10 protein-coding genes are annotated in these 13,069 nt (G+C 42.2%); 6 read left to right on the top strand and 4 right to left on the bottom strand.

What is annotated here, in order from left to right:
* Positions 1 to 12: 12 nt before the first annotated feature.
* Together G327_RS0106360 and G327_RS0106355 are read right to left on the bottom strand one after the other, a co-directional pair.
* Positions 13 to 1,455 (bottom strand): ATP-binding protein, encoded by a 1,443-nt coding sequence (locus G327_RS0106360; protein WP_019613924.1) that lies wholly within the window; start codon positions 1,453 to 1,455, stop codon positions 13 to 15.
* 266 nt (positions 1,456 to 1,721) lie between these two features.
* Positions 1,722 to 2,447, bottom strand: coding sequence for a response regulator (locus G327_RS0106355; RefSeq protein WP_019613923.1), 726 nt, complete (start codon positions 2,445 to 2,447; stop codon positions 1,722 to 1,724).
* A gap of 535 nt (positions 2,448 to 2,982) precedes the next feature.
* Here G327_RS0106355 and G327_RS27150 point away from each other — a divergent pair.
* The 4 genes from G327_RS27150 (at position 2,983) to nspC (ending at position 8,311) form a co-directional block, all read left to right on the top strand.
* Positions 2,983 to 4,389, top strand: coding sequence for a diaminobutyrate--2-oxoglutarate transaminase family protein (locus G327_RS27150; protein WP_033297924.1), 1,407 nt, complete (start codon positions 2,983 to 2,985; stop codon positions 4,387 to 4,389).
* A gap of 4 nt (positions 4,390 to 4,393) precedes the next feature.
* Positions 4,394 to 5,884: a pyridoxal phosphate-dependent decarboxylase family protein gene (locus tag G327_RS27145; protein ID WP_033297923.1), complete on the top strand. Its 1,491-nt coding sequence runs from the start codon at positions 4,394 to 4,396 to the stop codon at positions 5,882 to 5,884.
* A 1-nt stretch (position 5,885) separates the two neighbouring features.
* The gene (locus G327_RS0106340; RefSeq protein ID WP_019613921.1) at positions 5,886 to 7,103 is read left to right on the top strand and encodes a carboxynorspermidine synthase; all 1,218 of its coding nucleotides are present in this window, start codon (positions 5,886 to 5,888) and stop codon (positions 7,101 to 7,103) included.
* Between the two features lie 77 nt (positions 7,104 to 7,180).
* Complete coding sequence (gene nspC / locus G327_RS0106335) at positions 7,181 to 8,311, top strand: carboxynorspermidine decarboxylase (protein ID WP_019613920.1); 1,131 nt, start codon at positions 7,181 to 7,183, stop codon at positions 8,309 to 8,311.
* Between the two features lie 76 nt (positions 8,312 to 8,387).
* On the opposite strand, the gene G327_RS0106330 is transcribed toward nspC, so the two are convergent.
* Together G327_RS0106330 and ebgR are read right to left on the bottom strand one after the other, a co-directional pair.
* A complete protein-coding gene (locus G327_RS0106330; RefSeq protein ID WP_019613919.1) occupies positions 8,388 to 9,812 on the bottom strand; it encodes an amino acid permease in 1,425 nt (474 codons plus the stop codon).
* Between the two features lie 495 nt (positions 9,813 to 10,307).
* The gene (gene ebgR, locus G327_RS0106325) at positions 10,308 to 11,294 is read right to left on the bottom strand and encodes a transcriptional regulator EbgR (RefSeq protein WP_019613918.1); all 987 of its coding nucleotides are present in this window, start codon (positions 11,292 to 11,294) and stop codon (positions 10,308 to 10,310) included.
* A gap of 294 nt (positions 11,295 to 11,588) precedes the next feature.
* Here ebgR and G327_RS0106320 point away from each other — a divergent pair, with 294 nt between their 5' ends.
* Both G327_RS0106320 and ygjJ read left to right on the top strand, forming a co-directional pair.
* A complete protein-coding gene (locus G327_RS0106320) occupies positions 11,589 to 11,921 on the top strand; it encodes a tRNA-binding protein (protein ID WP_019613917.1) in 333 nt (110 codons plus the stop codon).
* 97 nt (positions 11,922 to 12,018) lie between these two features.
* Positions 12,019 to 13,065, top strand: a complete 1,047-nt coding sequence (ygjJ, locus tag G327_RS0106315; protein ID WP_019613916.1) for a protein YgjJ — start codon at positions 12,019 to 12,021, stop codon at positions 13,063 to 13,065.
* Positions 13,066 to 13,069 lie beyond the last annotated feature (4 nt).

Genomic DNA, 13,069 nt, shown 5'->3' with positions numbered 1-13,069 from the left:
TGAACTATCACTTTATACTAACGTTGACTTGTAAATTCTCGGCAGGGTAATAATGACCTCTAAACCGCCCTGATCCCGGTTAAGCAGATGCAGCTGCCCGTTATGTGCATGAATAATATTTCGTGAAATACCCAGACCTAAACCATAACCATATTCATCATCATGCAGGCGCCGGTAAGGTACAAAAATCTTATCCAGCTCGTCAGCGGGAATACCCGGCCCGTTATCCTGAATAACAATCTGCAGACTTTCCTCACTATCAACAATATAAACCTGAACCCAGCCGCCGTACTTAACGCCGTTATCAATCAAATTAGCCAGACAACGTTTTAAAGCTAAGGGTTTGCCTCGGTATAAACCAGCCGTTTTAGCAATAATTTTGATATTTTCCGGCTGCGAGCTGCTAATCTGCTCTAATAATTTAAGTACATCAACTTCCTGAATATTTTCATGTATATCAGTATCTTTAACCGTCTGCAGCGCCCCTTTCACAAGCATTTCCAGATCATCTAAATCATGATTAAATGATTCTGTCTGCTGTTCACTGTCCAGCAGCTCGGCGCGCAGACGTAAACGTGTAATCGGGGTTTTTAAATCATGAGAAATAGAACGGAATAAGACTTCTCTATCCTGAATATAACGCTGCAGTTTCTGCTGCATACGGTTAAATGCACGCGTTGCGGCTACTATTTCGGATGCCCCCTGCTCTTTCAGCGGTTTCTGATCAAGATCAATGCTCATTTCAGAAACTGACATGGCTAGTTCCTGCAGCGGTTTGGTCTGTTTATAAAAGAGCAGGTAAATAAAAATCAGCAGCAGTGCGGTGGTAAACATCAAATTAACCACCTGCTGCGCAGAAATGAGTGACTTCTCTGATAAAAGATACGGCGGCGGTAAAATCGCGGCTAAATATAACCACTCCTGTTCGGCCATTTCTATCTGCAGGACTAAAATAGGCGGCTTAACCGAAGGAATAATTAAGGTATATGCCCCCCAGGAAGGCGGCAGATCTTTTAATAAGATATCATTTTTTAATACATGCAGATCATCCGGATGAGAAAATTCAATAACCAGCTTATTAGCTTCAGGAATTCGTCGTCTTAAAACATTTTCCACAGTAGAAAGTACTTCGTTTTTTAAGCGGCTGTCGGGTATTGGATTAATATCAATTTTTTCGCTGTTTAATGAAACAAAAAAGCGGCTGCCGCCTAAATCCCGCAGCTGCTCTAAAACTAAATGGCGGTACTGCAGGGGTAAATCCTGAAAAAAGGAGATGGTACTTAAGGCGTTCTCCGCTAGATTATTAGCATTAAGCAGCACTGATTTTTCTTCACTTTCTGCAAACTGGTTTACCCAGAAAAAACTACTGATCGTCTGCGCAACAATGACTGAAAGCATAGTGAGCAGTAACATTCTTGAAATCAATGAACGAAACAGAATTCGAAAATAATTCATTAAATTATACCATCATTGGATATTTTGAATAATTCTAGCGGGTGCTGAAAAGACAAATACACTTTTCAGCCCGGTTAACCTATTCTATGAACTGAATTTAAAAGGCGAATGCCCTTTTGACCAGGCTTTAACCATTCTAGATTAATTTCTAATCTTTTATACTGGTTAAAATCAACCATCGCTGCATTACATGCTTTGTAAAAGGAAAAACCTTTTACAGCATATGACTAAATGACCAGTTACTTGTACGCAATGCTCTTCTTAATTTATTGTTCAGTAGTCACTTCAGCAATAAAAACATAACCGGCACCACGTACAGTTTTGATGATTTTAGGAGATTTTGCATCATCACCCAGGCTTTGACGTAAACGGCTTAGATGCACATCAATTCCACGTTCATTGGCAAATGCATCACGCCCATGCAGGGCCTGACAAATCTGATCCCGGGAAATCGGCTGATTAGGGCTTTCTAAAAATAACATTAACAGCTGATAATCAGCCCCGGTCAGCGCAATAACCTGATCATGCTGATCCAGTAAATTATGCTGGCGGGTATCTAGTTTCCAGCCGGCAAAAGATAAAAATCGTGGTTTTTCCTGCACTTGATTATCTGTGCTTACAAACAGAGTTCGTCTTAACAGGGCTTTAATACGTGCCAGTAATTCTCTTGGACTAAAAGGTTTAGCGATATAATCATCTGCACCTATTTCAAGTCCTAATACCCGGTCCATCTCATCAGAGTTAGCAGTCAACATAATAATCGGCACATTTGATGTTTGACGGATCCGCTGACACAAAGCAAAACCATCATCACCGGGCAGCATAATATCTAAAATGATTAAATCAGGGCTGTTAGACAATAAACGCAGATCCATTTCAATACCGTCTTCTGCAGTGATCACATTGAAGTTGTTCTTTGATAAATATTCAGCTAATAATTCGCGAATTGCTCGATCATCATCAACAACTAAAACTTGTTTATTGTTAGCCACTTTGTACTGCCTTTTAATTAACGATATATCCAAACATCTGGGTCATAAGTAATAAATTTTAACGGAATAGAATACTATTGAACAGTATTCTACATCATTATTTTGAAGCGGCATGATTATGAACAACAATTCAGCTCATCGTTCAATTATCAAACATTAACCACTATTTAAAACTTGAAATCAACAAGTTATAGAGCTTCATCTTATTTTATTGTTTTTTACACTTGCCTGTCCAAAAAACGATGATAGAATGCGCGGCAATTATCGTCCGAATCATTGATTTTAACGCAACCTGTAGGAGCGTGATGTTATGTCTATTTTTATCTTATCTAATCATGCTGTTAAGCTGCTGTTTATCAATATTAGCGATCTTTTTGTTTCATATTACACCTCTGCAGATTATGCCACTGAACCGTGAATATTACGGTTAACCCCCAGTAAAAACTTTCACTTTTAAAGTGACTCTCCCTTTTCAAGGGATATTACATCATTAGTTCCATTTTTATGGTTACCCTTATATTTTTAGGATCACGTTATGCAAAACGTCCTCAATTTAGCACCTGAAACTTGTCTTTCAGATGATCAAGAGATCCCTTCAGTTACTGAGTTATACGACCTGACTCCGGATAACATCTTATTAAGTCAGGAACATTACGAATCTGAAGTTCGCTCTTATCCGCGCAGGCTGCCGCTCGCAATTAAGAGCACACGTGGTGTTATAATCGAAGATACTAAAGGCCAGCTCTATTTAGACTGTCTTGCTGGTGCCGGTGCGCTGCCGCTTGGTTATAATCATAACGAAATTAATCAGATAATGATTTCTCAGCTTAATCAAGGGGTGCCTTATCAGACTTTAGATCTGACTACCCCGGCAAAAGATGATTTCATAAAATCAGTGATGCAGTTTTTACCGGCTAATTTTGCCAAAAATGCGCGTATTCAGTTTTGCGGTCCTTCCGGTGCAGATGCGGTGGAAGCTTCGATCAAACTTGCAAAACTTTATACCAAACGTAATACCATGATCTCTTTTCACGGCGCTTATCATGGCATGACTAACGGCTCTCTTGCTTTAACCGGCAATCTGGGCGCTAAAAACCGACGCACCGGTTTAATGTCTGATGTACACTTTTTTCCCTTCCCTTACAGCCTGCGCTGCAGCTTTGGTCTGGGCGGTATTGAAGGTGCTAAACAAAGCATTCGTTATATTGAATCAGTGTTAAATGATGATGAAAGCGGCATCACTAAACCGGCTGCAGTTATTGTTGAGCCGATTCAGGGCGAAGGCGGCGTAATACCAGCCCCCGCATTATGGCTGCAGGAACTGCGCCGTATTACCAGCGAACACGGTATATTACTGATCTTTGATGAAATTCAATGCGGTATCGGGCGCAGCGGTGATAATTTCGCCTTTGAAGAAGCCGGTATTGAGCCTGATATTCTGGTTTTATCTAAAGCCGTCGGCGGCGGCATGCCGATGTCTATCATTCTTTATCATAAAAAGTTTGACTGCTGGAATGCCGGTGAACACACGGGCACTTTCCGAGGAAACCAGCTGGCCATGGCCAGCGGCGCAAAAACACTAGAGATTATCCAGCGTGATAACCTGACCGAAAACGCCAGAGTGCGTGGTAAGCAGCTGCGTTCTTTACTGCGTGAAATTCAACTTGAAAGTGACTGCATTGCAGAAGTACGCGGGCGCGGTTTGATGTGTGGTATTGAAATCGTTAAAGCCGGCGAATTTGACTCTCTCGGCCGACCAGTCAGTGATCCTGCACGAGCAGCATTAATTCAGCGTGCGGCATTAGAGCGAGGCCTTATCATCGAGAAAGGCGGCCGTAAAGGCGCTGTCTTACGCTTTTTACCGCCGCTGATCATCAGTGAAACACAAATTAACTTTGTGGCAGAAACTGTAAAAACCGCCGTCAAATGTACTCAGGATTAAATTAGTGAACTCATTAAATTCGCCATGGGCAGCACACTTTATTCAAACCGGTGCAGGTAATAACCAGAGCTTTGAGCAGGCCGGTGCTTTAACCTTAGAAAATATTAAAACACTGTTTGCCGAGTGTGACAAACCCTACTCGGGTTTGCCGCCCAGTGCTCTAAAAAAAGCGATTTACAGCAGCGATCTTTCTCAAGTTCAGCCGCTTGAGAAAGTCATTGAGCAGACTAACCGCTTAATTGCTAAAAATTCAATTATGGTGCAGCACCCGCACTGTATTGCACATCTGCATACCCCGCCGTTAATCTCATCGGTAATGGCAGAGTTTTATATTGCGGCGCTTAACCAGTCCATGGACTCCTGGGATCAGGCATCGAGTGCGACTTTCCTGGAACAGTTTATTGTTGACTGGTTAGTACAAACTTTCTCGTTAGGAGCCGATGCTGATGGTGTATTTACCAGCGGCGGCACGCAAAGCAATTTAATGGGACTGTTATTAGCCAGAGACTGGTTTGCAAACACTCACTCTCAGCATAACATCCAGCAGGACGGCCTTCCTGAATACGGTCATAAAATGCGTATTATCTGCTCGGATAAAAGTCATTTTACCGTGCAGAAGTCAGCCTCATTAATGGGACTGGGTGAACGCGCGGTGGTTTGTGTTAAAACCAATCAGCAGGGGCAGATGGATATTGACGAGCTGCAGCAAACCATTGAAGCTTTAACTGCGCAGGATCTGCTGCCGATTGCCGTTGTTGCAACAGCGGGCACAACCGATCACGGCGCCATTGATGACCTGCACGGCATTGTCACTCTCTGCCGACAGTACGGACTTTGGAGCCATATTGACGGTGCTTACGGCGGCGCGTTAATGCTTAGCGAAAAGCACAAATACCGCCTTAAAGGGATTGAATCTGCCGACTCGGTCAGTGTTGATTTTCATAAACTGTTTTATCAGACAATCAGCTGCGGCGCGTTGCTGGTCAAAGACAAAAGCAACTTTAGCAGTCTGCTTTATCATGCCGATTATCTCAACCGCGAAGGTGACGAGCTGCCTAACCTGGTTGATAAAAGTATCGCAACCACCAAGCGTTTTGATGCTCTGAAAATGTTTATGACCCTAAAAAGCGTCGGCGCACAAACACTGGGTGAAATGTACGATAAATTAATCGAACTAAGCGCACAGGTTGCAGATTCAGTCAAAGAAAATGATCATTTTGAACTGTGTTGTGAGCCGCTGCTGTCAACGGTTTTGTTCCGTTTAAGCAGTCACTACCAAGGTTCACTTAGCAGCGGTGAGTTCAATCAACTGCATCAGACATTGCGTCTGCAGCTGTTAACCAGCGGCGATGCGGTTATCGCAGAAACCAAAGTTAACGGCAAATTGTATCTTAAATTTACTCTGTTAAACCCGTGTTTAACATTAAGCGATTTTGATTCGTTATTTGCAAAAATCGAATCTCATGCAAAATTACTAACTAATAAGGCTTTATAACATGTCTGTATTACAAATTGGCGCCGGCGGCGTCGGCTGGGTTATTGCTCATAAATGTGCGCAAAACAATGATGTATTTGGTGATATCACTATCGCTTCACGTACTCTTTCAAAGTGTGAAAAAATCATTACTTCGATTAAAGGCCGTAATAACCTTAAAGACACCACTAAGAAACTGGAAGCATTAAAAATTGATGCAGATAATGTTGAAGCATTAGTAGCACTGATCAACCAGGTAAAACCGGATCTGTTAATTAACGCCGGCCCTCCCTGGGTAAACGTGGCAATTATGGAAGCCTGTGTGCAGACTAAAACAGCTTATCTTGATACGTCTGTTGCCACTGATTTATGCAGCCCCGGGCAGCAGGTTCCAGAAGCCTACGATCCGCAATGGGCATTTGCACAGCGTTTTAAAGAAGCGGGTATCACAGGTATTTTAGGTGCCGGTTTTGATCCGGGTGTAGTGAGCGTATTTGCAACTTACGCACATAAACATCTATTTGATGAGATTGACAGCATCGATGTAATGGATGTCAATGCCGGGGACCACGGTCAAAAATTTGCTACTAACTTTGATCCTGAAACCAACATGTTAGAAATTCAAGGCGACTCGTTCTACTACGAGAACCAGGAATGGAAAAGCGTGCCGTGTCACAGCCGTATGATGGAATTTGATTTCCCGGTTGTCGGCAAGCAGAAAGTGTACTCAATGGCACACGATGAAGTACGTTCAATGGCTGAGTTTATTCCAGCTAAACGTATCGAATTCTGGATGGGGTTCTCTGATACTTACCTGAACTACTTTAACGTCATGCGTGATATCGGTTTATTAAATGTTGAGCCGGTTACTACCGTTGACGGCATTACCGTTGAACCGCTTAAAGTATTAAAAGCGATGCTGCCGGATCCGACTTCTCTTGCACCGGGTTATACGGGTAAAACCTGTATCGGTACCTGGGTTCGCGGTAAAAAAGAGGGTAAAGCGAAAAGTGTGTTTATCTACAATATTTGCGACCATAAAGAGTCGTATATTGAAGTTGAACACCAGGCTATCTCATACACCACAGGTGTTCCGGCAATTACAGCAGCCCTGCTTTACTTCCAGAATAAATGGAGTGATGTAGGTCTTTATAATGTTGAACAGCTTAATCCGGATCACTTCTTAGATCTGATGCCGCGTATCGGTCTAACCTGGCAGGTTCAAGAGTTAGAAGCTTAATAAACAAATACAGCATTAAGGCGAAGCGTTAACGCTTCGCCTTCTTTTTATTTTCCAACCTGCAAAAAGACTGCCCTATGATTGTTAATGAAACGAATCTGAATACCCCCTACTTTATGATCGATGAAGCAAAGCTCATTGAAAACCTTGAAAAAGCCAAGCAGCTTAAAGAAATTTCCGGGGCTAAACTGGTCTTAGCGTTAAAATGTTTTTCAACCTGGGGCACCTTCGATACCATCAAGCCTTATTTAGACGGCACCACCAGCTCCGGCCCTTATGAAGTAAAATTAGGTCATGAAACCTTCGGCGGTGAAACACATGCTTACAGCGTGGGTTATTCAAAAGCGGATATCGAAACAGTTAAACCGCTGGCCGATAAAATCATCTTCAACTCCCTGTCGCAGCTTGAAGCGCACTATAAGACCTGTGCAGACAGTGCTTCATTAGGTCTGCGTATTAACCCGGAGCGCAGTGTTGCCGGACAGGATTTAGCTAACCCGGCAAGGCCGTATTCACGTTTAGGTGTAAAACAGGATCTGCTTGATATTTCAGTTCTTGATAAAGTTGATGGTTTTATGTTTCATATGAATTGTGAAAACAAAGATGCAGGCACCTTTATCGCGATTTTAGATCACATATCTGCAACCTTTTCTGACTATCTGAATGAGCTTAAATGGTTAAGTTTAGGCGGTGGTATCTTCTTTACCTATCCTGGTTACCCTATTGAAAAACTCGGACTGGCATTAAAAGCCTTTAGTAAAAAGCATAATATACAACTCTATTTAGAGCCCGGTGAAGCGATTATTACCCGCACTACCGACTTAGTGGTCAGCGTCATTGATATTGTTGAAAACGACAAGAAAACGGCGATCGTAGACAGCGCAACCGAAGCGCACCGCTTAGATACCTTAATCTATAATGAACCGGCTTCGGTACGTGAAGCTGCGCAGCAGGGCAAATTTCCCTATGTGATCGGCTCATGCTCATGTTTAGCGGGTGATCAGTTCTGCGAAACGCAGTTCGAACAGCCGCTTGAGATCGGTCAGAAACTGCATTTAATGGATTCCGCCGGTTATACCATGGTTAAACTTAACTGGTTTAACGGCCTGAAAATGCCGAGTATTTATTATCAGCGTCGTAATGGTCAGATTGAGTTATTAAATGAGTTCGGCTACCAGGACTTTAAAGGCAGTCTAGGAAAAGTTTAACTATCTTATTAACAGATAAAGCAGATACAAAAAACCGTATTAATATGCGGTTTTTTGTTATGCAGCCTAAGTCGAATCAAACAACAGACGCCTCAGCCTGTTTCTGTCTCTCCTGTTCAGAAAGAGAACGTTCATATTTATTGTATTTCCACCATGCGAATCCTAAGAAGACCACGATGCCGCCGACGTTATACAAGAGTATCATGACAATATCACCACCGGTAGGAAATGTTGAGGCAAGAAAACCGACCGTGAATATGCCTATCAAGATAGAGACAAGTACGATACCGGTAATACGAGAGCCCATTTTAAAATCACGAGGCAGGTGATCTAATTTCAAACGTAGATTTAAATAAGCCAGCATAATGAACAGAGGCGGCAGCATTGATGCGGCCGCGGTCATGTTTATCACAGTACTCATAAGATCTTGAACCGTATCTGAGCCAAGCATTGGAATAATCAGCAGCGGGATAACAATAAAGAACTGTGCCCATGCTGCACGTGCCGGTACGCCGTTTTTATTCAGTGCGACCGTTTTCTCACCAAAGATCCCTTTAGGTATTTCAGAGAAAAAGATTTTAACCGGCGTTGCTGTCCACATTAATAATGAACCAAACATTGCGGTAAATGAAACGACACCAACCACGCGGTTGACTAATACTTCAGATAGACCGTAATAAGTCGCCAAGCCTTCAAAAACTTGTACCGATCCCCCTGTGTAACTTAACTCTTCTCGAACGACAAATACGTTAATAAGTAGTGATGATATTGAGTACAGTGCACCGATAAAGATACCGGCAATAATAATAACTTTAACAAATGACTTATGGCCGCCTTTGACATCATTGACGTATACCGCAACAGATTCAGCCCCGCCTGCGGCCATAAAGATCCATGCCGTCACTCCAAAAAATGCCCAGTTTAAAGTCGGGGTGACAGCTTCCACAGTAATAGGATCTGCCGGTTGAATGCCGCCAAGCACTGCAGTACCGGAAAGTACAATATATGAAAGTGTCAGCAGCAGCATAAGTGAGGATGTTACCGAGGTAATCGGTCCCAGTATTTTTGCACCGTTAGTTGAAACGTAAGTAGCAAAAGCAAACAGCAGTGCACTTAAAAGAGCAGTTGCCCACGGAGTGAAAATATATTCATAGCCCATAAAGGCATAAGAGGCATAGGCAATAACGCGCGGTAATAATGAAGTAAAGAAAAACAGATTAACAAACCAGTAGGTGTAGGCAGCCAGAAATGCCCAGCGGCCGCCTAATGAACTTTTAACCCAGGCATAAACACCGGCTTCCGAGTTTTTGTTTAAAGCTACGAACTCAGCAATAATCAAACAAAAAGGAATAAAATAAATCAGAGTTGCAATAAAGAACATCGGCGAAGAAGATAAGCCTATTTCTATATTATTGTTAATGACATTATTGAAGCTGTAAACCGCAGCAAAAGTCATCGATAATAAGGCGAATTTACCAATGGTCCCACGTGTTGTAGACATATAGCCCTCCACTATTCTTAAGTTAATTTAGATGGCAGGCTAAGAATACTATCGCGGTACCCAACACAGTGCGGGATAATCTTGACAAGATTACCGTTTCATCATTTAAGATTAAAAACAGCAGCTGAAGATAAGGGTTCAACATTATGATCCAGAATTGTTAACCAACGGCACGCAGTTTAGTAATGTTTTTACTAAATAATATATAAACAAACGCTTTCCGTGAAGATAGTCACAAACTATTTTTCATAACCATTTGAAATCAAATGGTTATGAAAAATGACGACAAGCAGCAATTGACTCTAATCTGAATAGTAATGATTAGACAGTGTATATTGAAATATCAAAATCAGTAAGTAGATAAGTGAGCAGGTTCTAAGCATGAAATTAAAGATCTAACGGGTATATATAAAAGACAGCAGGCGTTATCACGGACACAAAAAAGGGATAAGTATGCACTTATCCCTTCAACCGAGCGCATCAGCACCGCTATCATTAACTACTTTTGGTCGTACCACGCAGTTTAAGCTCACTGGGAATAGTCAAACGAACTGGAATTGTACGGTGATCACGTTCCTGCTCCAGAAGCAGGTTTACCCCTTGAACCCCCATCAGTTCAGAGGGAATATGGAAAGTACTTAGAGAAGGAAAAGCAAACTTAGCTGTCGGGATATCATTGACACTAATCAGCGCGATATCCTCCGGAATAGATAAGCCTTTTTCATTAATAGCCCGCAGCACCCCGATGGCAATTGAATCAGATGCGATAAACAAAGCCGGCGGGTAATCGCCGCTGAGCATGGTTTTTGCAGTCTTATAACCCGATGAACTGCTGAAAGTACCGCGATAAACATCCTGCTCACAAACCATGCTGTTGAGTCTGCCGTATTCACAAAAAGCACGTTCACGGATATCAATCTCACCGATATTGTCTTGACCACCGATAAAACCAACTCTTGTATACCCTTGATTTGAAAAGAAATTAAGTACATCGACACTAATCTGCTGCAGATCAACATCAACACAGTCAATCTTTTTGTGCGGATCACTATAATCAATATACAGCAGGTGCGGAGTAATATCCGCCAGCTTACCCAGACTGTCCGGCTGTAAACGGCCGATGATTAAAATACCGTCAACACTACTGTCTACTTCACTAACCTGAGCATCATAATAACTCAGCAGATCGATATTAAGCTTATTACATTGTGTCTCAATACCATGACGAATAGATAAATAATAGGGATCACTGAACTCAATATCCTGAGGATAGGTATACACAGCGGCAAAACACAAGCGGCGGATTTTCGGGACCTTACTTTTTCTGGCGCTAACTGCTTTATATTGAAGCTTTTCAGCTATTTCCAATACCTTACGTTTAGTTTCCTGTTTAACACTTAACGTTGGATCATCGTTAAGCACTCTTGATACTGTTGCCAGTGATACAGATGCTTCTTCAGCAATCTCTTTAAGCGTAGCCATTAACTGTCCCTTTCAGTATTAAATATTAAGTCAATGATAAACACCCGGCTCACCAAAAACAAGATTTTAGTAAAACTTTAACTAACTTCACATTTTTTAACCAGATATACCCCAGCCACCTTTACAAGAGATTAGTAAAAGTTTACATTACGTTTTAGTAAAACATTGTACCTAGATGGTAATAGAGACATAGCTTAAATATAAAGCCATACATTATGCATCTACTACAACTCCATTACTATCTGAATTTAAACATAAAATAGCTATAAACGCTTTTTAATACAGAGGCATTAGATGAATACAATTTCATACGGTGATTTTGCAAAGTTAGATATTCGTGTTGGTAATATCAGTCAAGTGGTCCGCCACGAGAATGCCGACAAGCTGTATATCGTACAGGTTGATATCGGTGAAAAAACACTGCAGACGGTAACCAGTCTGGTTCCCTATTACAGCGAAGAACAACTGCTGGGTAAACAAGTAGTAGTTTTAACCAACCTGGCTAAAGCAAAAATGCGCGGTGAACTGTCCGAGTGCATGCTGCTCTGTGCAGAGACTGAAGACGAGTCAGAAAGTGTTCTGTTAAGCCCTGAACGCTTAATGCAGCCGGGCATCAAAATCGTTTAATAAAACACGGCATTAATTTCGCAAACATTAACAAACAATTAACAAACTTTCGGTGCAGTAAACAATGCAGCGAAAAATTCTCGAAGGATTAATTACTATGAAAAAAACAACCCTATCCGTGCTCATTGCAGGCCTTCTAGCAACAGGTTACGCCAGCGCAGAAGAAGTACATGAAATACACGGTAAAGATGCTCATGTTGGAGAGGGAAAGGAATCTATCTGGGATTTTTACGGTGAGGTCGGCTTTGGCGGACATACTGCACTAGAAGGTGAAGAGAAAGGCCGTTATGGCGACGGCACTTATATTGAGGGTGGACTGGCCTTTGATACGGGTAACTGGTTTGGTTTAGCTTATATGGAAGGCTGGACGGTACAGGTCGATGACGAAGGCAACCCTTGGGCAACAGGCCACGGCTGGGGCGGGTTTGAAGGCGGAGTAAACCGCTTTTACGCTGGTTACCGCACTGATGGTCAAACTGAGATTATAGCCGGACGCCTGGATTCATCACTAGATGATATTCAGTGGTGGGGAGATGCTACGGTTGAATATGGTTATGCTATTTCAAACACCCGAGATTTAAATGTAGGTGTAAAAATACAAAATCTAGAAGGCAAGCTCCGCTACAGCATTTCTGCGGCACCAGAGTCCGATTTCAACGAAGATGATTCATTTGTACATTTTGGTAAATATGACAGTTATGCAGATAAATATACTCTGAATGCCATGGTGAATGGTTATGTCCAGTACGATGCAATGGACAACCTGACTCTATTAGGTGGTGCAGAAGTACGTGACGGTGCTGGTGAGTTGTATTTAATCGGTGCTGAGTACCACAATTTTGCAGCGCGTGCCTGGCATGATACTGACCGAGGCAATGAAGCAGGCAACGGCAAAGAAACAGGTTTTATGACCAGTGCATGGTATGAAGCCGCACCGGGTGTGTATTTATCTGCCGGTTACACCTACGCCAATAATGAAGTTGAAAACGAAGAAGACCGTATCACCTCATATATCAATACCGGCGTCTGGTATGAATACGGTGACGGCGCTTATGCAAGTGCTTTTGATATTAAATTTGCAGTGGGTGACGACACAGAATCAGGTGATGCATCACTATTTGCAATGCAGTACTTCTACTGGTAATAAC

Source organism: Psychromonas ossibalaenae ATCC BAA-1528, from assembly GCF_000381745.1.
Taxonomy (GTDB): domain Bacteria; phylum Pseudomonadota; class Gammaproteobacteria; order Enterobacterales; family Psychromonadaceae; genus Psychromonas; species Psychromonas ossibalaenae.
Note: the sequence above shows the minus strand (reverse complement) of the source record. Positions and strands in the feature narration are given on the sequence as shown.